At 40.0% G+C, this 19,604-nt stretch carries 18 protein-coding genes; 13 read left to right on the top strand and 5 right to left on the bottom strand.

Annotated elements, in window-relative coordinates; translation table 11 throughout:
• Positions 1–14 precede the first annotated feature (14 nt).
• Entirely contained in the window at positions 15–977 is a 963-nt protein-coding gene (gene rluC / locus ASU1_RS08130) for a 23S rRNA pseudouridine(955/2504/2580) synthase RluC (RefSeq protein ID WP_014992272.1), read from the bottom strand.
• A gap of 213 nt (positions 978–1,190) precedes the next feature.
• Between rluC and ASU1_RS08135 the strand changes: the two genes are divergently transcribed.
• The 3 genes from ASU1_RS08135 to ASU1_RS08145 all read left to right on the top strand — a co-directional run bounded on the left by ASU1_RS08135 (position 1,191) and on the right by ASU1_RS08145 (position 4,285).
• Entirely contained in the window at positions 1,191–2,102 is a 912-nt protein-coding gene (locus ASU1_RS08135) for a mechanosensitive ion channel family protein (RefSeq protein ID WP_014992273.1), read from the top strand.
• Between the two features lie 240 nt (positions 2,103–2,342).
• Positions 2,343–3,521, top strand: a complete 1,179-nt coding sequence (locus ASU1_RS08140; protein ID WP_014992274.1) for an ATP-grasp domain-containing protein — start codon at positions 2,343–2,345, stop codon at positions 3,519–3,521.
• An 11-nt stretch (positions 3,522–3,532) separates the two neighbouring features.
• Positions 3,533–4,285 (top strand): esterase family protein, encoded by a 753-nt coding sequence (locus tag ASU1_RS08145; RefSeq protein WP_014992275.1) that lies wholly within the window; start codon positions 3,533–3,535, stop codon positions 4,283–4,285.
• 84 nt (positions 4,286–4,369) lie between these two features.
• Here the strand turns inward: ASU1_RS08145 and ASU1_RS08150 are convergent, their stop codons facing one another.
• Both ASU1_RS08150 and ASU1_RS08155 read right to left on the bottom strand, forming a co-directional pair.
• Entirely contained in the window at positions 4,370–5,194 is an 825-nt protein-coding gene (locus tag ASU1_RS08150; RefSeq protein ID WP_014992276.1) for an alpha/beta hydrolase, read from the bottom strand.
• Between the two features lie 169 nt (positions 5,195–5,363).
• Positions 5,364–6,128: a formate/nitrite transporter family protein gene (locus tag ASU1_RS08155; RefSeq protein WP_231951992.1), complete on the bottom strand. Its 765-nt coding sequence runs from the start codon at positions 6,126–6,128 to the stop codon at positions 5,364–5,366.
• Between the two features lie 248 nt (positions 6,129–6,376).
• Here ASU1_RS08155 and rraA point away from each other — a divergent pair, with 248 nt between their 5' ends.
• Entirely contained in the window at positions 6,377–6,874 is a 498-nt protein-coding gene (gene rraA, locus ASU1_RS08160) for a ribonuclease E activity regulator RraA (protein ID WP_014992278.1), read from the top strand.
• 46 nt (positions 6,875–6,920) lie between these two features.
• Here rraA and ASU1_RS08165 read toward each other — a convergent pair whose 3' ends face one another.
• Positions 6,921–7,631: a tRNA1(Val) (adenine(37)-N6)-methyltransferase gene (locus ASU1_RS08165; RefSeq protein ID WP_014992279.1), complete on the bottom strand. Its 711-nt coding sequence runs from the start codon at positions 7,629–7,631 to the stop codon at positions 6,921–6,923.
• 165 nt (positions 7,632–7,796) lie between these two features.
• Here ASU1_RS08165 and ASU1_RS08170 point away from each other — a divergent pair, with 165 nt between their 5' ends.
• The 8 genes from ASU1_RS08170 to ASU1_RS08200 all read left to right on the top strand — a co-directional run bounded on the left by ASU1_RS08170 (position 7,797) and on the right by ASU1_RS08200 (position 17,254).
• Positions 7,797–8,549, top strand: coding sequence for a M48 family metallopeptidase (locus ASU1_RS08170; RefSeq protein WP_014992280.1), 753 nt, complete (start codon positions 7,797–7,799; stop codon positions 8,547–8,549).
• A gap of 535 nt (positions 8,550–9,084) precedes the next feature.
• The gene (gene rppH, locus ASU1_RS08175; protein ID WP_014992281.1) at positions 9,085–9,702 is read left to right on the top strand and encodes an RNA pyrophosphohydrolase; all 618 of its coding nucleotides are present in this window, start codon (positions 9,085–9,087) and stop codon (positions 9,700–9,702) included.
• Complete coding sequence (locus tag ASU1_RS08180; RefSeq protein WP_014992282.1) at positions 9,702–10,493, top strand: sulfite exporter TauE/SafE family protein; 792 nt, start codon at positions 9,702–9,704, stop codon at positions 10,491–10,493. Before rppH ends, ASU1_RS08180 begins: the two co-directional genes overlap by 1 nt.
• A 55-nt stretch (positions 10,494–10,548) precedes the next feature.
• Positions 10,549–11,343 (top strand): prolipoprotein diacylglyceryl transferase, encoded by a 795-nt coding sequence (gene lgt / locus ASU1_RS08185; RefSeq protein WP_039195386.1) that lies wholly within the window; start codon positions 10,549–10,551, stop codon positions 11,341–11,343.
• 42 nt (positions 11,344–11,385) lie between these two features.
• Complete coding sequence (locus ASU1_RS11945) at positions 11,386–11,550, top strand: hypothetical protein (protein ID WP_014992283.1); 165 nt, start codon at positions 11,386–11,388, stop codon at positions 11,548–11,550.
• Positions 11,551–11,722: 172 nt separating this feature from the next.
• On the top strand, positions 11,723–12,388 hold the full coding sequence (locus tag ASU1_RS08190) for a phosphoglycolate phosphatase (protein WP_014992284.1): 666 nt from the start codon (positions 11,723–11,725) through the stop codon (positions 12,386–12,388).
• Between the two features lie 139 nt (positions 12,389–12,527).
• Positions 12,528–13,556: a tryptophan--tRNA ligase gene (gene trpS / locus ASU1_RS08195; RefSeq protein ID WP_014992285.1), complete on the top strand. Its 1,029-nt coding sequence runs from the start codon at positions 12,528–12,530 to the stop codon at positions 13,554–13,556.
• Between the two features lie 251 nt (positions 13,557–13,807).
• Positions 13,808–17,254, top strand: a complete 3,447-nt coding sequence (locus ASU1_RS08200; protein WP_039195388.1) for an autotransporter domain-containing protein — start codon at positions 13,808–13,810, stop codon at positions 17,252–17,254.
• Between the two features lie 83 nt (positions 17,255–17,337).
• On the opposite strand, the gene matP is transcribed toward ASU1_RS08200, so the two are convergent.
• Positions 17,338–17,784, bottom strand: a complete 447-nt coding sequence (gene matP, locus ASU1_RS08205; RefSeq protein ID WP_014992287.1) for a macrodomain Ter protein MatP — start codon at positions 17,782–17,784, stop codon at positions 17,338–17,340.
• 84 nt (positions 17,785–17,868) lie between these two features.
• On the opposite strand from matP, the gene ASU1_RS08210 reads away from it, so the two are divergent.
• Entirely contained in the window at positions 17,869–19,506 is a 1,638-nt protein-coding gene (locus ASU1_RS08210) for an AAA family ATPase (protein ID WP_014992288.1), read from the top strand.
• Positions 19,507–19,604 lie beyond the last annotated feature (98 nt).

The following is a 19,604-nucleotide window of genomic DNA, read 5'->3' on the forward strand; positions in this document are numbered from 1 at the left end:
CCTCCTGTTCTTAGCTATTTTTCTGCTCTCAACTTCGCCAATACACCTTTTAAAGTTTTGTCCAATGGGGCGGTAATCAGCATTTCTTCGCCGGTTTTCGGGTGTTCGAAACGAATTGAATAGGCGTGTAAAAATAAACGGTGTAAACCGACCGCTTTCATTTTACTGTCGAATTCCGCTTCGCCGTATTTATCGTCTAAAGCAATCGGATGTCCGGCATATTGGGTATGCACACGAATTTGGTGAGTACGACCGGTTACCGGTGAGGCCTTAACTAAAGTTGCATTGGTATAGCGTTCTTCAATCGCAAAACGAGTTTCAGACGGTTTGCCTTCTTCGCTTACTTTAACAATACGTTCACCGCTTGCTAATTCATTTTTCAACAATGGCGCTCTAATCACTTTAACGTGCGATTGCCATTGCCCACGCACTAAAGCGAGATAATCCTTTTGCACTACTTTTTCACGCAATTGCTCGTGCAGATTACGCAAAGCCGAACGCTTTTTCGCCACTAACAGAATGCCGGACGTATCACGGTCGATACGATGAACTAATTCTAAAAATCTTGCCTGTGGGCGTAAAGCACGCAAAGCTTCGATAACACCAAAACTCAAGCCGCTCCCGCCGTGAACCGCAATTCCAGACGGCTTGTTAATTACTAACATCACATCATCTTCATACAAAATTTGCTGTTCTAACTCGGCAACTTTATTCAATTTAGTGGAAATCGGCGCTTCGTTTTTCTCGGCAACACGCACCGGCGGTACACGTACAACATCGTTTTCTTGTAATTTATATTCCGGTTTGATTCTGCCTTTATTCACACGCACTTCGCCTTTACGCACAATGCGGTAAATTAAACTTTTCGGTACGCCTTTCAATTTGGCGAGTAAGAAATTATCTAAACGTTGCCCCGCTTCATCATCACTAATGGTGAAAAATTGCACGCTGGCATTAATTACTTTCTCTGTAGTCATTGGTTTTACTTCTTGATAAAAAATTTGTGCTAATTTTAACATAATCGCCCCTAGCAAGGCAGGCAAGCGGTCAGATTTATCGAAAATTTTACAAATAGCCTGCACTAATCATGATTTCTATTGTCATTAGTACGCAATTTGTGCAAAATGCGCACCTTCAATTTCTCTATCCTTCAACTTGATGTGAAGGATGTCAACATAAAGGAAAATCAAATGTCAGCAGAAAAAACCGCTGAAACAGTGCAACAGGTTGATGTTGTAGCTGAAACAACAAAAGTGATTGATAAAGTAAGCACTATGGATATGCAAACTTTATTAAACGATTGGGTTATCCCATACGGTACAAAGGTATTATTAGCCGTTGTCATTTTTGTTGTTGGTAAATTCTTTGCTCGCTTAATCAGTAAGTTATTAGGCAAAGCGGCTTTAGCTTCAACTAAAGACGAAATGTTACAAAGCTTTGTTAGCTCAATCAGCTATTTCTTATTGTTATTGATTGTGGTGATTGCATCACTTTCACAATTAGGCATTAACACTAGCTCGTTAGTGGCATTAATCGGTGCGGCAGGTTTAGCCATTGGTCTATCACTGCAAAACTCATTACAAAACTTTGCGGCAGGTGTGATGTTATTAATCTTCAAACCGTTCCGTAAAGGCGATTTAATCGAAACCGGCGGTATGACCGGTACGGTTGAGCAAATGGGTTTATTAGTGTTGGAATTGCGTACTGGTGACAACAAAACCGTATTGATCCCAAACGGCAAAGTGTTCTCGGACAGCATCGTCAACTACTCTGCCAATGATGTTCGCCGTATTGATTTTATCTTTGATATTTCATACGAATCTAACTTAAAAGAGGCGAAAGAAATTGTATCTCGTCTCTTAGAAAATAACGCTTTAGTATTAAAAGATCCGGCATTTGTGGTAGCAGTCGGTGCATTATCGGCAAATAGTGTTCAGCTTGTAGTTCGCCCTTGGGTGAAAACAGCTGATTACTGGACAGCTTACTGGGGAATTACCGAAATGGTCAAACTTGAATTTGATAAAGCCGGTATTGAGATTCCATACAATCAAATGAATCTTCACCTTGCAGACAACAAAAGCCTTGCGATTGAAAATAAATAATCGCTAAACGGCTTACAAGCGGTCGGTTTTCTAGCAAATTTTGCAAAGAAACCGACCGCTTTTATTTTCTCTATATTCTCTCAGTTAGCTTCCTATCAACATCCAACCTCATACTTCACTGATTATTTACTAAAATCAATAAAATGTGAAAATCATTACCCAAACACCTCAAAGTCGCTTAGAATCTATACATATATAATATTTTTTAATAAAAATTTGTTTATTTTAGGAACGCAACATATGACAACACCACTCAACTTTGTGATGATTTCACCGCATTTTCCGACTAATTTTGAGACGTTTGCCGTCCGAATGAAGGAAAAAGGCATTAATACGTTAGGCATTGCCGATACGCCTTATGAGCAACTGAGCGATACCTTAAAAGCCCATTTAACCGAATATTATCGTGTGGATAATATGGAAGATTATGATCAAGTTTATCGTGCGGTCGGTTACTTTGCACATAAATACGGGCGCATTCACCGCATTGAATCGCATAACGAATATTGGCTTGAGCTGGATGCCAAATTACGTACCGATTTCAACGTGTTCGGTTATAAAAATGAGGATATGCTCACGATTAAAACCAAAGCGCAAATGAAAGAAGTATTTCGCAAGGCCGGTTTGAAGGTGGCAAAAGGACGTGTATTTAAAGACGAACAAGACGCTCGCAAATTGACAAAAGAGCTGAAATTCCCAGTAATCATTAAACCGAACTCGGGTGTTGGCGCATCGGATACTTACAAAGTGCGTAACGAAGCGCAGTTAAATGAATTCTTCGCCGTTCAAAATCCGCAGGTTGAATATATTATGGAAGAATTTATTGACGGAGATATTGTGACCTTTGACGGCTTAACCGATCACGAGGGCAATATCGTGTTCTACTCCAGCCTCGAATATTCCGAAGCGGTGTTAGACACGGTAGAAAAAGACGGCGATATGTTCTATTACGTCCCACGTGAAATCTCACCAAAATTAGTCGAGTTAGGCAAAATTTGTGTGGAAGCCTTTAAAGTGCGTGAGCGATTCTTCCACTTTGAGTTTTTCCGTGTGAAAAAAACCGGTGAATTATTACCGCTTGAAATCAACTGCCGTCCGCCGGGCGGTTTAACCATTGATATGTGGAACTATGCAAATGATTTTGATGTGTTCCGCGAATACGCCAATATCGTGACGGAAAATAAATTCTATGCTGACATTACCCATCCGTGGAATGTGGTATATATCTCACGTAAAGCGAACCAAAATTATCTGAACAGTATTGAGGACGTTTGCCGTCAGTATGCCGACAATATTATCAGCGTACAAACCGTACCGGGCGTATTTGCCAAAATTATGGGCGAACACGGCATTTTAGTTCGCACCAAAACGATGGAACAATTACGTGAAATTGTCCGTTTTGCACAACAAAAACAGTAAAGGAGCTAACCATGCATTTTGAAAGAAGAAGCCATTGGAGTGGTGAATTAGGTCGTGAAATGCACTTTAATGTGTACGGTCATGCCGGCAAACCGGTTATCGTGTTTCCTTCCTCGGGAGGTAATCAAAACGAATACGGTAATTTCGGTATGATTGAAGCCTGTCGTGAATTTATTGATCGCGGTTTAATCAAGTTCTACACACCGGATTCCTACGATAGCGAATCGTGGTTGGCGTTACATAAATCCGGACACGATATGGCGTTGGCGCATAACGCTTACGACCGTTATATCGTCCACGAATTAGTGCCGTTAATTCGCCATGAATCGAGCTGGAACGGCACGATGATCGCCACCGGCTGCAGTATGGGGGCATTCCATTCGGTCAATTTTGCACTTCGTCATCCGGATCTGTTTGATACTACCATTGCACTGAGCGGCGTTTATGATGCACGTTTCTTTACCGGTGAATTTTACGGTGACCCGACCGTCTATTTTAATTCGTCTATCGATTCGCTTTGGGGACAGAATGACGATTGGTTCTTAAATCGTTACCGCCAAAATCATTTTATTATTGCGGTCGGACAAGGTGATTGGGAAGATCAGCACGTGGAAGATACCCGCCGTTTACAAGAAGCGTTTAATGCGAAAGCTATTCCGGCGTGGTTTGATTATTGGGGACATGACGTAGAACACGACTGGCCGTCATGGCGTAAAATGATGCCGTATTTCTTAGGTAAATTGGCAGAGCAAAATATTATCTAAATACTTCTCTTTCCCAAAATACAAGCGGTTAAATTCTGCAAAAAAATTGCAAAATTTAACCGCTTATTTGCTTTCTTTGCTCGTCTATTTTCCCATTAACGAAAAACTTAAAAATTCCACAAAATGATTTGCCCAATGTACTTCATGGTGGGTTTCATTTGCCATAATTTTTAAGCGAATGTTATCAATTGGATGAAAAGTGCGAAGTAGCGCTTGATAGTAATAAAGCGAACTATTGATATAAGCCTGATTCATATTTGAAATATACTGTGCATCCATATCATCGCCTTCGTTCGTGCCGACTTGAATAAACACTTTGCTCGCTTTATTCAGCGGATGACGATGTACAAAATCTAAAAAGGCGGATTCGCTAAACCAAGACGCAGAAGAAAACACGCCTAAATGGCCGAAAGTATCCGGATAAGCTGCCCCCATATAAGCGGTAATAATGCCGCCCATCGAGCTACCAGCTAATAGCGTATGCTCACGTTGCGGTTTGGTTCGGTAGTGTGAATCAATAAACGGTTTCACCGTATTCACCACCCACTGCCCGTATTCCACGCCCATACCGCCGGCATTACGTGCCTCGGGCGTATGTCCGACATCGGTACGCCACGGCGCATATTCGTCTAAACGGTGTACCGTCGCATTATCGATCCCGACAATAATCAGTTTTGGAAATTCTTGGTGATTTTTAATAGTCGGGATGATTTTCCACGAATAACCCGAATAGGATTCTTTACTATAAAACACATTTTGCCCATCATGCATATAAAGTACAGGATAAGTTTGCCAATTCTCGTTGTGATAATCTTTCGGCAATAGCACACGAATACGGCGGTGATGATTGTAGTAAGGCACATACAGAAAATGCTCTTCCATTTTCAGATAGTATTTATCTAAGCTCATTTGATATCCCAACTTTAATAATTTTTAAACAAGATCGTAGCGTTTTTTGTTTCTGAAACACAAGCGGTTTTGTACAAAATTTAGCATGATTCGGAAGGGCTTTTTAGAAAAGAAACAAGCGGTCATTTTTTGGCAAAATTTTACAGAAAAATAACCGCTTGAAATTAGCTTAGATTGAGTAGTCGTCTTTCAGTAAATGCTTATAGGCAAACAGATAAGAAGCACCAACGAATGCCGCACCACCAGTCACATTACCCAAGAACACCAGAATCATATTAAAGAAGAATTGTCCCCAAGTAACGTTCGCCCCCGCCCAAATACCTGCCGGAATAATAAACATATTCGCTACAAAATGTTGTAAACCGATTAATACGAAGGTCATCACAGGGAACCACATCGCTAAAATTCGCCCTGAGGTTTGTTTTGCGCCGAAGTAGAACCAAATGCCCATACAAACCATCCAGTTACAAGCAATTGCCGAAATAAATGCGCGGCCGAAGTCCATATGTACTTTAGCTTCCGCAATCGCAATGGTTTTCGCTGCCGAAACACCTTCCGCTAAGCCGACATAATGGCCTAAGAAAAATGCCATTGTCACAGCACCGACTAAGTTACCTAAACTGACAATCACCCAGTTGCGGACTAATTTCGGTAAGCTAACTTTTTTACTGAATTTACCTAATGCCATCAGCATCATATTACCGGTCGCTAGCTCACCGCCGCCAATCAAAATACAAATTAAACAAATCGGGAAAACCGCTGCGCCCAATAAGTTAGCAAGTCCGCCCCATTCCGGCGGAATACCGCTAACCACTTTGAGATAAGCGATATAGCCGAAACTCACATAACCGCCACCAAGAAAGCTTAAAATAGCAAGCATTTTCAAGCTACTTTGTGATTTGGCAAAACTTTTGTCGATAACATCTTGTAGGATTTAGTGTGGGTAAAGGTCTCTGTTGTGCATAATGTAAATTAAATGTTAATTAAAGAATGGCAAAAATGTAACAGAGCGCTCAGCTTTAGAGAAAGAATCTGAGGTTATATATCACGCATTTTAGTTATATGTTTAAAAATGTGAGCTATCTCGCAAAATAAGCGGGCGAAATCGCCAAAAATTTTGTAAATTCGCTATCTAGAGTTATACTCCAAACCGATAAACAATTTTATAAACAGGAGCATCTTATGCGTATTGATACCTCAGCACTTTGTGATATTTATTCTGATCAAGTTGATGTCGTGGAGCCTATTTTTTCCAGCTTCGGCGGTGCATCATCTTTTTACGGCAAAATCACAACTGTAAAATGCTTCGAAAACAATGGGTTAATTGCAGAAGTGCTGGAAGAAGAAGGTAACGGTCGTGTGCTGCTCGTAGATGGCGGCGGTGCCGTTCGCCGTGCGCTGATTGATGCGGAATTAGCACAATTAGCGGTCGATAACGGCTGGGAAGGCATTATTGTGTACGGTGCGGTGCGCCAACTTGATGTGCTTGAAACCCTAGACATCGGTATTCATGCGCTAGCGCCAATTCCTGTTGGTGCTGATGATGCGGACATTGGTGAAGTTGATACGCCGGTTAACTTTGGCGGCGTGACATTCTTCCCTGAAGATTATGTTTATGCCGATCTCACTGGTATTATCCTTTCACCAGAACTTTTAGATCTCGCCGAATTAGAAGAATAAAATAGCGTAACGCAGAAACCGACCAATTGGTCGGTTTTTTTGTTGATTACATATTGAGATAAAACGCCTTAGTCAGCTGTTTAAATGCTTCAGTATATTGATTATCCGAATTATAAATCACCAATTCTTGCACTTGAAGCGGGGCATTTCTGAGCGAAAAACTCACAATCATACGTTTAGGTTGTTGCCCTTGCTTAGTGATAATTTTGCAAATTTTTGTACAAAACAGACCGCTTGTCTGGCTTTGCTCTCGCAATTTTTCCGCCGCATCAAAGGGCAAAATAAAAGTAATTTCACCCTGTGCCGATAACCATTGCTTTGCCTGTAATAGCCAAGCCAAATGGCTTTGTGTAGCGGCTCGTGCCAAATCTCTTGCATGAGAGCGTGAAGCCAAACTATCGGTAAAATAAGGCGGATTAGAAACAATCAAATCAAATTTCTGCGCAAAATTGTGTTGCAAGACATCACCTTGGCAAACTTGTAAGCGGCCAGAAAATGCAGAATTTTGGCAATTTTCGACCGCTTGTTGATAAGCATTCGGCTCTAATTCAAGTGCAGTAATTTGTGTCGCTTCCGCGGTTCGTTGCGCTAACATCACTGCGACTAAACCGGTGCCGGTACCGAGATCTAAGATCTGATTTGCTTTCGCTACATCTACAATTGCGCCCAATAAGATCCCGTCCGTATTCACTTTCATGGCACATTTATCATGTGCGATAAAAAATTGCTTAAATTGAAATCCTTTCGATTTGCTCATCTTGTGCTGTCTTCACCCAAAAATAAAATATCCACTATAATCGCATTGTTTGTTTGCTTCTACAACTGATCAGAACTAGAATAAGTATTGAATTTTTATTCATTATCAATGCCAAATATTTGGTTTCTTTAAGCATCATAAAATACAAATCAGTAAGGAATGAAGATGAAATTAGTGAAAAAACTCGGTTTTTCCGCATTTATACTGGCAACGATTGCCGCTTGTATGAACACCCACCAAATGAATAGCAAAGCAGAACAAGGCTATATGCAAATGAAGCAGCAAAATGCGCGAGCTATTGATCGAAATTCTGCAACAGCTAAACGGGTACAAACCATATTTAATCGTATGAAACCTTACGCAGAACAAGCAAATACGACCGGTGTGCCGTTTAACTGGGAAATTACCGTATTCCGTTCAAAAGAATTAAACGCATGGGCAATGGCGGGCGGAAAAATGGGCTTTTATACTGGGCTTGTTGAGCGCTTAAATATGACGGATGATGAAATTGCAACCGTTATGGGACACGAAATGGCACACGCATTGCAAGAACATAGTAAATCCGCTTATAACGTCGAAATGACGACCGGTATTTTAGGTGCGGTAGCCGATGCCGCAGTGTCTGTTGCACTTGGAGCGGATACCGGTGGCTTACTTAGTACTGGCACGGATTTAATCGTAAATAAACCGTTCTCTCGCAGTCAAGAAACTGAAGCGGATGAAATCGGTTTAATGCTAATGGCTCGTTCAGGTTATAACCCTTCCGCTGCACCAAATGTATGGGTAAAAATGAGTAAAGCGGCTGGTAATTCAGGCATTTCTATCTTCTCAACTCACCCATCTAATGAAGAACGCCAAGCAAACCTTGAACGTCTGCTTCCAGAAGCGATGAAAGTATATAAAACAAGCAAAAGATAATGTGATATATCCTAAAGCTAAAGGCAGATCATAAAAACGATCTGCCTTTCTTTTTGTTGAGCAAAAAACAACCAATACTTTTTTGAACTTGCTAACATTTGTGTATAACATCATAACTTATTGTTTCTATTATGGAATTTAGCCCTTTCTTTATGATGTTCAAAGTTATTCACGATCATTATGCCGATCTATCACACTTTTATCCACAGATGATGGGGATAAATAGCTAGCCAATGTGAATAAAACCCAACATTAGTTAGATTATCTGGAAGGTTATCCATATACTTGTTGAATTATTCCCTAAAAAAACTGATCCTGTCACTAAAAAAGATCGCATATTGATCTAAAATAAACCTGAATTATCCTACAAATAAAAACAAGGAGTTAATAAAGTTATTCGATTAGAATACGCATTCGTTTGACAACTTATCCACAGAGTTATCTACAAAATTGGCTTTAAAGGTTGTTCTAAGCCGTAAAGTGTGAAACAATCTCACCTATTTTCTCTATTACCTAAAATAAATAAGGTGGTTAAGTGATCGATTTCGATGGCTACCGCCCAAATGTTGGTATCGTCATTTGCAATAAAGCAGGACAAGTTCTGTGGGCAAAACGGTTTGGACAAAACTCTTGGCAATTTCCGCAAGGTGGCATTAACGAGGGTGAAAACATTGAAACGGCAATGTACCGTGAGCTTTATGAAGAAGTCGGCTTAACCAAAAAAGATGTACGATTATTATGGGCGTCTAAATATTGGCTGAAATATAAATTACCCAAACGCTTAGTGCGTAGTGACGGTTCTCAGCCAGTGTGTATCGGGCAAAAACAACGTTGGTTTTTGCTACAACTTCTCAGTGATGAAAATTCGATTGATTTAAAAACAACTAAAAGCCCGGAGTTTGATGGCTGGCGTTGGGTAAGTTTTTGGTATCCGGTGCGTCAGGTGGTTTCGTTTAAGCGAGATGTGTATCGCAAAGTGATGAAAGAATTCGCCGGTGTGTTATTAAATGAATCGAAAAAAGTAGAAACGGTTGAAAAACCACGTATAGAGCGTACGGAAAAACGAGATTTTCAAAAGCGTGACTATCAAAAACGTGAATTTCGCAAGCCTACTCGTGCGTGGAACAATCCGCATCAGAAAGGAAAATCGTAATGATAGAAGTATTTTTGAGTTGTCTTGCATTAGGTACCGTCGTTGGCTTTTTAGCAGGTTTATTCGGTATTGGCGGCGGTTTAATTATCGTACCAAGCTTAGTTTACTTATTACCGATGGCGGGTGTAACACCCGAGAATTTGATGTCTGCCGCTTTAGGTACATCGTTTTCGACCATTGTCATTACCGCATTTTCTTCGGCACAACGCCACCATAAATTAGGTAATGTTGATTGGAACGTCAGTAAGATCTTTATTCCGTCTATTATGATTTCGGTATTTCTCGCTGGTTTAGTGATCAGCGGATTAGATGCCAAATTGATGTCGAAGTTATTTGCGGTTATGGTGATTTATTTAGCCGGTCGTATGATTTTCTCTTTGAAAAAAGAGCAAAAAATTAAACCGCTTACGACTCAAGGCACTATTGTTGCCGGTGGCGTTATCGGAGCATTATCCAGTGTTGCGGGAATCGGTGGCGGGGCGTTTATCGTGCCGTTTCTAAATAGCCGAGGCTTAGAAATGAAACGTGCAATCGGTACTTCATCCTTCTGCGGGGCATTTTTAGGCTTATCCGGTACAGTTAGCTTTATCGCAAGCGGTTGGAATGTCGCAAGTATGCCGGATTACTCTTTAGGCTACGTTTATTTACCGGCATTATTCGGTATTACGCTAACTTCCTATTTCACCTCTAAACTCGGGGCGAATGCGGCAAATGTGTTACCGGTAGCAACCTTGAAAAAAGCCTTTGCAGTGATGTTAGTTGCGATTGCGATTAATATGTTTTTAAAATAGCTCGATTTTACTTACTCCCCTCTACTCCAGAGGGGAATTTTTTTAAAGGAACAATATGAACGAACAATTTATTCAATTTCCACAAATTGATCCGATTATTTTTAGCCTTGGTCCCATCTCCCTACGTTGGTACGGTTTAATGTATTTAATCGGCTTCGGTTTCGCTTATTGGCTAGGTATGCGCCGAGCAAAAAATTCCAATGGCGTTTGGACAACCGAACAAGTTGATCAGCTTATCTATACCTGCTTCTGGGGCGTGGTATTAGGCGGACGTATCGGTGATGTGTTTTTCTATAATTTCGACCGCTTGTTACAAGACCCGATGTTTCTATTTCGTATTTGGGAAGGAGGGATGTCATTCCACGGTGGTTTAATCGGTGTGATTGTTGCAATGATTTGGGTTTCTTTCCGTCAAAAACGCAGTTTCTGGCAAACATCAGATTTTATCGCCCCGCTAATTCCGTTCGGACTTGGAATGGGACGTATCGGTAACTTTATCAATGATGAACTTTGGGGACGTGTCACCGATGTGCCTTGGGCGGTATTATTCCCAAGTGGTGGCTATTTACCTCGTCATCCTTCGCAGCTCTATGAGTTTTTCTTAGAAGGTGTGGTGCTGTTCTTCATCCTTAATTGGTTTATCAAAAAGCCTCGTCCGGCAGGTTCAGTCGCCGGCTTGTTCTTAGTCGGTTACGGTGTGTTCCGCTTCTTAGTCGAATATGTACGTGATATCGACCCGAACGTAAACACGGTAGATGATTTGATTACACGAGGCCAGTTATTATCGTTACCAATGATTATCGGTGGACTAGCTATTATGATCTGGGCATATTCTCGTAAAAAAGCATAACGACAAGCGGTTGAAAAAGAGTCGTTTGAATCTTGGGGTAAAATGTGTGATGATATTACGAAAGTCGCATTATTGGCATTACAGGTAATCTTATATAGCAAAGAATCATTGGAATTCCGTAGTCTAAATATTTTATTTTTATGTATTATCGCCTACGCTTGTTTAACTATCGGAAGAATTTTTCGTCGTGCGTTTAAGGAGAAATAAAATGGGTTTAACATTAGGATTGGCTATTCTTGCCATACTATCCCTTGCCGCATTAATTTTTGCAAATTATGCTGTAAAACATTCAAAATAGCCAAAAAGCCGTAACCTCTGATTGTTACGGTTTTTTTATTTGCTAAAATTAGTGATAACTGAATTTAGATAAGGAAAAATTATGACTAAAAAATATAAAGTAATTGGTTTTGATCTTGATGGCACACTAATCAATACATTGCCAGATTTAACATTAGTAGTAAATTCGATGTTTGCCGAACATGGTTTACCAACTACAACACAAGAGAAAGTATTAACTTGGATTGGTAAAGGTGCGGATATTTTCTTTCAAAATGCGATTGCTTACACAGGACAAGTATTTGATGCCCAAAAATTAGTGCAGTTACGCACCAGTTTTGATAAATATTATGCCACTTACGTTTGCGAAGAAAGCGAGTTATATCCGAATGTAAAACAAACTTTAGAAACATTAAAGGCACAAGGTTATACGTTGGTTGTGATTACCAATAAACCGACTAAATTAGTTGAGCCGGTTTTAAGTGCATTTGGAATTTTTGAATTATTCAGCGAATATTTAGGCGGACAATCATTACCAAAAATCAAACCGCATCCGGATCCGATGTTGCATATCTGTGAAAAATTTGCGATTCAACCAAGCGAAATGTTATTTGTCGGCGATTCGGAAAACGATGTAATTGCTGCTAAAGCCGCCGGTTGTGATGTGGTCGGTTTAACTTATGGTTATAACTATAACGTACCAATCGAGCAATCAAACCCAACCTTCGTTACCAGCGAATTTGCTGATGTATTGAAATTTGTTGGTTAATTCTACATATAACAAGCGGTCAAATTCCCTTAACTTTTTGCAAAAAATTTCCGGAATTTGACCGCTTGTGCTTTTATCGAATGGCAATAAAGGCTAAGATAAGTCCATTCGTTTCTAATTTAATAAGAGATTATAAAAAATGACCAAACCTATTGTATTTAGTGGTGTGCAGCCATCGGGTGAATTGACGATCGGGAACTATTTAGGCGCACTTCGTAACTGGGTGAAAATGCAAGACGATTACGATTGCCTTTTCTGTATTGTTGATTTACACGCCATTACTGTGCGCCAAGATCCGGTAGCATTACGTAAAGCATCTTTAGACGTATTAGCCCTTTATTTAGCTTGTGGTATCGATCCGAATAAAAGCACGATTTTTATCCAATCACACGTACCTGAACATACGCAATTAGCGTGGGTGTTAAATTGCTACACTTACTTCGGCGAAATGAGCCGTATGACCCAATTTAAAGATAAATCGGCACGTTATGAAGAAAACGTAAACGTTGGTTTATTTACTTACCCGGTATTAATGGCAGCGGATATTTTGCTTTACCAAGCAAATCAAGTGCCGGTTGGTGATGACCAAAAACAACACTTAGAAATTACCCGTGATATTGCCAACCGTTTTAATGCGTTATATGGCAAAAAAGATGTCGAGGGTAATGTGATTGAGCCGGTTTTCCAAGTGCCGGAAGTGTTTATCGGTAAAGCCGGTGCAAGGGTAATGTCATTACTTGAACCGACTAAAAAAATGTCGAAATCGGATGATAACCGTAATAACGTTATCGGTTTATTAGAAGATCCGAAAGCGGTTGCGAAGAAAATCAAACGTGCGATGACCGATGGTGATGAGCCGCCTGTGGTACGTTATGACCGTGAAAATAAAGCAGGTGTATCAAACTTATTAGATATTCTTTCCGCGGTAAGTGGTAAAACTATTGCGGAATTAGAAGCGGAATTTGAAGGTAAAATGTATGGTCATTTAAAAACCGAAGTAGCGGAACAAGTTTCGGCACTTCTAACGGATCTTCAAGAGCGTTATAACCACTTCCGTCAAGATGAAGCGTTACTTGAAAAAATCTTCCGTGAAGGTGCAGAAAAAGCTCGTGCTCGTGCGAGAAAAACACTTGAAGAAGTATATAAATTAGTCGGTTTTGTACAATAAAATATTTTTTAATATTTATTTAAGGCTAAATTGGAAACAATTTAGCCTTTTTATTTGCTCAAAATATGATTATTTTTATTTATCAAATTTAATCATATTCATAATAATGCTCATATTATATTGATTTTACTCTTCCTTTTTGTTTTAATCCTAGCCCCCTTATTTTTTAACTATTTATTAAAAGGATCCGTAATAAATATTTAATTTTAGATGGGGGGATATTTTCGAATGTATTAGAAGGAAACTAAAACATGAAAAGCAAGAGCTTAGTTGTTGCGATGGCAACAATGTTAGCCTTATCAACCGAGGCAGATGCAAGTAAGCTAGCCAGCGAACTTGCAACCACTGCGAGATATTATCCGAATGCAGCGAATAGTTATAATAAATATTCGTCAATGTATTCAGGATATTATACGAATAATAATCGAAATAATTATTCGTCTTGGTTTAATCCAACTCGCTATACGGGTACTATTACCCGAACGGTAACGACAAAAATAAACGGTGTACTCGTTACCAAAATTTATACAACTGTAAATGGTAGAACCACTGTTCGAGTAATTATCTCAGATGGAAAACCAACTGTTGTAAATAGACCAACAACACCGCCAACAAGGCCTGTCGTAGATACCAAACCGGTTGTAACGCCAACTCAACCGGTGGTTGATAAAAAACCAGTTGAAGCACCAACTCAGCCGGTTGTCGACAAGAAGCCTGTTGAGCCTCCAGTTCAACCTGTAGTGGACAAAAAACCTGTTGAGACGCCTACTCGACCAATTGTTCGTAATCCGGTTGAAAATCCAAGCCAGCCTATCGTAGATACGAAACCGGTTGTTGATACGCCAACGCAACCTATCGTAGATACCAAGCCGGTTCGTGAACATGAACCACCTATCTCAGATACAGGTCCTATCATTATTCGCCCAAGCAAGCCTATCGCAACACGTTCTCCAATTGTTGCATCTGATGTGCCTACTCGAGGCGAACAATGGAATGACCGTTCACGCGGCTATAACTTACGCGATCCAAATAACAAGGCCAATGTTACCTTGGATGGTAGTGGTGTAATCGTCGGTATCTTAGATAGCGGCTTTAAAAACTATATGATGGCAAACGATATCGAGAAAAAATTCGGTAATCGTGCTGAAATCATTGAAACAGGCCGTTCTGCGCCTTCATCGGCAACTCACGGTATTATGGTGGCAGAAATGGTGGGGGGGGGTACATCAAATAACGGTGTAGCACCGAAAGCGAAACTACTTTTAGCGGATATTACTCGAACCACCGCCAATGGTACAGGTTTATCGGCAAGTGCTTCATTCTATAATGATTTATGGAATAGAGGTGCAAGAATCTTCAACCAGTCATATGGTATTCCAAAACCATTAACTTACTTTAACAATGATAGCCGTTCTATGTACTACTACGAACGCCAATTCGACAGTAGTATCTTGAACTTCTATAAAAATAAAGTAAAAGACGGTGGGTTATTTATTTGGGCTGCGGGTAACAACCGTGGTGACAAAGATCCGAGCGTTCAAGCAGGTTTACCTCACTATATGCCGGAATTGGAGAAGGGTTGGATTTCTGTTGTTGCGTTAGCGACAAGAAGCTCTAACAGTTTAGGTAATTTTGAATGGAGCAATTTATTACCATACTCTCAAGCAGGTGTGGCGAAAAATTGGACCGTTTCAGCAATGGGTGACTACGTTTTCAACCTAAGAGGTAGTAACGTAGTATCAAGTGGTTCATCATTTGCTGCGCCGGCCGTAACAGGTACTGCAGCATTAGTGAAACAAAAATATCCTTGGATGGATGGTAACTTGATCAAACAATCTATCTTAACCACAGCAACCGATATCGGTGCGCGTGGCGTAGATGATGTATATGGTTGGGGTTTACTCAATGTTGAAAAAGCTACCAATGGTCCTGCACGTTTTGACAAAGGCCTTGCATTTGCAGATAACGTGACTGTTAATATCCCAACTGGACGTTATGAGTTCTCAAATGATATTGACGGTGACGCCGGCTTAGTTAAAAATGGTAGAGGTGAACTTGTCTTATCAGGTGCAAGTACTTTTGAAGGCGTAACAACCTTAAACGAAGGTGCGATCACCATTAACGGTAAGAAATATGCGTCAAAAGTTAATGTAGGTAATCGTGGTACTTTAGTTGCAAACAGTACAACGTTAGAAAATGGCGTAAATAACGAAGGTACGTTTGTTAACCAAGGTTATTCAACCATCAACAATAACTACATCGCTTCAGCGCAAAGTACGTTAGTGTCAGATTTAGGTTCTAACTTAAATGTGAAAGGTGAAGTGGATTTAAATAATTCAACCTTAGCACTAACCGCAGAAAAAGACGGTAAAGCACAATATGTTACAGCAAAAGGTGTAACAACTTCTGCAATTACCTCTGATACTGCAATTAAAGGCAACTTTGGTGCGATTGAAACTTCTGGCTTATTAAATGCGACGGCAGTTAAAACCAGCGAGAATGAAATCAGTGCAACAGTTAGCCGTAAAAATGTTGCGGATTATGTGAACGAAACAACCTCTGGCGAAGCAATGTGGGAAAATGTTGCTATGGCGTTAGAAAACAGTTTCACCACTTTAGATTCACAAATTGAGGAAAATAAAGGCACAACAACTGCAACGAATGACTCTTTTGCACAACAAGCGGCTGTTTTACAAAACAGCATTGCAAATGCTAATACGCAAAGCGTAGTCTTAGATAGCTTATCTGGTCAAATTTATGCGTCAGCGCAGGCGCTTACTTTTGAAAATGCAGAAACAGTAAACAAAGACTTATCTAACCGTTTAGTGATGCTTGGTGCATTAGATAATATCGGTAATACCGCAGGTGTGTGGGTAACCGGTATTTACGGAAATGGTACCTTAAAAGAAGCAGGATTCGGTGAAGGAAAAACAAATACCTATGCAGGCCAACTAGGTTTTGATAAACAATTCACTGACGATGTTATTTTAGGTGCTGCACTTAATTACTCAAAAGCGGATGTAAGCTTCAACCGTTACGGTGGTAGCTCAAAAGCGGATGGAATTGGTGCGTCTTTATATGCTCGTGTAGGTAACAAGCACAAAACACCTTGGTATGTACAAGGTCGTGTAGGTTACGGCAGCGTTGATTCAGATGTCGAACGTAATATTATTTTGGCGGATAATAACGTAAGTACAGCAAAAATTAACCACCGTGATAAAGTGCTTTCTGCTTATGTAGAGTCAGGCTATGACTTCAAAATGGGTAATCTTGCATTTACACCGTTTGTCGGTTTAAATCACGATGTTGTCAGACGTGGCGCATTTAGTGAGGAAAACAGCCAATTCGGTTTAACTGCAGATAAAGCAACCTATAAACAAACTAGCGGACTTGTTGGTTTACGTACGTCATTAGATGTAAACGTTGCAGGGATGAAAACAACCCTTCAAGGTTATGTAAATCACCAAAAAGCGTTTAATGATGAAGATCTTAGCTTTAAAGCAAGCTATACCGGTTTACAAGATGCGAAATTCGATGTGAAAGGTATCGGCCTTGCGAAAAGCAAAACGTGGGTTGGTGTAGGTGCATTAACGGAAGTGAACAAAAACACCTCGTTATATGTTAACTACGATTTAAAACTTACGAAAAGTAAAGGTCATAACAATGTTGTGACTGCTGGTGTGAGAGTAACTTTCTAAGCCGGTATTTACTGATAAGAACACTATGAGCGCTAGACGTAGCGCTCATATTTTTTTGCAAAATTTCGGTGAAAAACGACCGCTTATTTCAGCAAGTCTTTTAGGCTGGATTTCATTTTTTCCATCTGATCCAGATAGATATGTTGATTTTCCAACTCATCAATCAAATGATTAATGGCTTCAGACAACGTCATCTCTCTTTCCTTCGAATATTTCGATAAACGTAACCAACTCGCATATTCTAAATCGATCGATTTTTTCTTCGTAGTTGGTTTCTCCGCATTAAAAAAACGCTTACGCTTGGCACGAATCGACTGGCGCATTTTCTTACGTTGCTCCGCCGTCATCTCCGTTTTAATCCATTGCTCGATTTCTTCCGGCGAATGTTGAAGCGTCGTTAAAAGTTGGACTTTCAGCTCAATCAAACTGGTTTCTTCGTACTTAGTGATATTTTCACCTTCTCGATGCTTTTTGAGCAAATACTTCCATTTCCAATTCGCTTCTTGAATCTCTAACTTTTGGTAACGCATTTTCTTCTCTTCACACTGCTTAAACTTAGGCAAGTATAACGGAATTCTGTATAATAAACCAAATTTCTATTATGAGGCATTTTCGTGAATTTAACCCCATTAGACTGGCAATCTCTCACCTTACATCATTCATTCAAAGAAGCGAGTAATGAAGTAGGTTTCTTTGATTTCCAACCCAATGCAAAACAAGCGATTGACCAATTCAAACGTGGGCAATTTGGCTCGCTATTAGTGATAAAGACGGAAACATTCCCTGAATTTATCCAAGAGATTAAACATTATCTTACCGAAAATCTTAGCGCGCCGTTAGTTACCAAAACCGAATTTAGTCGTAATCACTTATTCGGTTACAGCATTTATCTTGAAAAAGAGCATAAAGTAGAAAACGTAACGGGTGCGATTCAACAAGCAAACAACGGTATTTTGCTGCTGAATGTGAACTCATTATTATTGGATATCACGCAATGGGACAAATTAAAACAGGCGTTACTGTTCGGCTCATTTGAACAAAATGCAGTGAATAATATCCCTTATCTGCTTCCTGTTATTCAGTCAAATTTCAAACTGGTACTCATCGGTAGCCGAGAAGATATATCTCTATTGGCTGAATATGACGACAGCCTCTATCAAGTTGCACAATATACCGAAGTAGAATCCTATTTAACTCTTAATGACGAAAATATTAAGCAATGGGGTGATTATGTTCAATCAAGCGCCCAAAAATGGATTAACAAATCGTTTACTAACCAAGCGCTAAATCAGCTTTTACAAGCTTATGTGCGAGAAAGTGAAAGCCAAGAATTGGTCTCTATTTCCCCGACTTTACTCAAAAAGCATTTGTTAGGCCTTGCAAATTTTTACCCAAATTCAACCGCTTTAAACCAAGTAACAGAATATTTTGATTATTTAGAACAGCAATCCTCTGTTTTAAATAAATATACGACACAAGATATTCTTACGCACCAGTTATATATCGAGACCGAAGATGAAGAAATCGGTCAAATCAACGGTTTGTCCGTGATTGAGTTTGACGGTATCCCCCATTCATTCGGTGAGCCGTTACGTATTAGCTGTAACGTACAACACGGCGACGGTGAAATTACCGATATTGAACGTAAAGTTGAACTAGGCGGAAATATTCATTCGAAAGGTATTATTATTGCGCAATCCTGCTTAGCCAATTTATTAGAATTTCCAACACAACTCCCGTTCTCCGCTTCGCTCGCCTTTGAGCAATCTTATGGTGAAGTAGACGGAGACAGCTCATCGCTTGCTATATTCTGCGTACTCATCAGTGCGCTATCCAAATTAGCATTACCGCAGTCGATTGCCGTCACCGGTTCAATTGACCAATTTGGTAACGTATTAAGTGTCGGTGGTGTAAACCAAAAAATCGAGGGGTTCTTTAATATCTGCCAAGCCCGCGGTTTAACTGAAAAACAAGGTGTAATTATCCCCGCAACCTGTATTTCACATTTGAGTTTAAAAGCAGAAGTGATCGAAGCCGTAAAAGCCGGGCAGTTCAACATTTGGGCGATTGGAAATGTTTTTGAAGCCATTCAAATTTTATTAAATCGTCATTTTTATGATGAGGAAAATTCTCCGACTACAGACAAACCTTCCGTATTTGGGCTGATTCATCAACAGATTGAGCAGAATCAAGAACGAGAAGAAAGCGGTTCATTTTTGGCAAAAATTTGCCAATGGTTTAGTAAAAACTGATCCGACAAGCTCAGCTAACAGTTGTACGCCAAATTAAAAGCCTGTACTATCGCTCACAATCCTGAGCCCTGATTGTACGGGCTTTTATCATATTTATT

This window comes from Actinobacillus suis ATCC 33415, from assembly GCF_000739435.1.
GTDB lineage: Bacteria > Pseudomonadota > Gammaproteobacteria > Enterobacterales > Pasteurellaceae > Actinobacillus > Actinobacillus suis.

What these genes read in the sequence shown, in the direction of transcription:
- rluC (WP_014992272.1), bottom strand. Translation starts at nt 977, where the DNA reads ATGACTACAGAGAAAGTAATTAATGCCAGCGTGCAATTTTTCACCATT.
- ASU1_RS08135 (WP_014992273.1), top strand. Translation starts at nt 1,191, where the DNA reads ATGTCAGCAGAAAAAACCGCTGAAACAGTGCAACAGGTTGATGTTGTA.
- ASU1_RS08140 (WP_014992274.1), top strand. Translation starts at nt 2,343, where the DNA reads ATGACAACACCACTCAACTTTGTGATGATTTCACCGCATTTTCCGACT.
- ASU1_RS08145 (WP_014992275.1), top strand. Translation starts at nt 3,533, where the DNA reads ATGCATTTTGAAAGAAGAAGCCATTGGAGTGGTGAATTAGGTCGTGAA.
- ASU1_RS08150 (WP_014992276.1), bottom strand. Translation starts at nt 5,194, where the DNA reads ATGAGCTTAGATAAATACTATCTGAAAATGGAAGAGCATTTTCTGTAT.
- rraA (WP_014992278.1), top strand. Translation starts at nt 6,377, where the DNA reads ATGCGTATTGATACCTCAGCACTTTGTGATATTTATTCTGATCAAGTT.
- ASU1_RS08165 (WP_014992279.1), bottom strand. Translation starts at nt 7,631, where the DNA reads ATGAGCAAATCGAAAGGATTTCAATTTAAGCAATTTTTTATCGCACAT.
- ASU1_RS08170 (WP_014992280.1), top strand. Translation starts at nt 7,797, where the DNA reads ATGAAATTAGTGAAAAAACTCGGTTTTTCCGCATTTATACTGGCAACG.
- ASU1_RS08180 (WP_014992282.1), top strand. Translation starts at nt 9,702, where the DNA reads ATGATAGAAGTATTTTTGAGTTGTCTTGCATTAGGTACCGTCGTTGGC.
- lgt (WP_039195386.1), top strand. Translation starts at nt 10,549, where the DNA reads ATGAACGAACAATTTATTCAATTTCCACAAATTGATCCGATTATTTTT.
- ASU1_RS11945 (WP_014992283.1), top strand. Translation starts at nt 11,386, where the DNA reads ATGTGTGATGATATTACGAAAGTCGCATTATTGGCATTACAGGTAATC.
- ASU1_RS08190 (WP_014992284.1), top strand. Translation starts at nt 11,723, where the DNA reads ATGACTAAAAAATATAAAGTAATTGGTTTTGATCTTGATGGCACACTA.
- trpS (WP_014992285.1), top strand. Translation starts at nt 12,528, where the DNA reads ATGACCAAACCTATTGTATTTAGTGGTGTGCAGCCATCGGGTGAATTG.
- ASU1_RS08200 (WP_039195388.1), top strand. Translation starts at nt 13,808, where the DNA reads ATGAAAAGCAAGAGCTTAGTTGTTGCGATGGCAACAATGTTAGCCTTA.
- matP (WP_014992287.1), bottom strand. Translation starts at nt 17,784, where the DNA reads ATGCGTTACCAAAAGTTAGAGATTCAAGAAGCGAATTGGAAATGGAAG.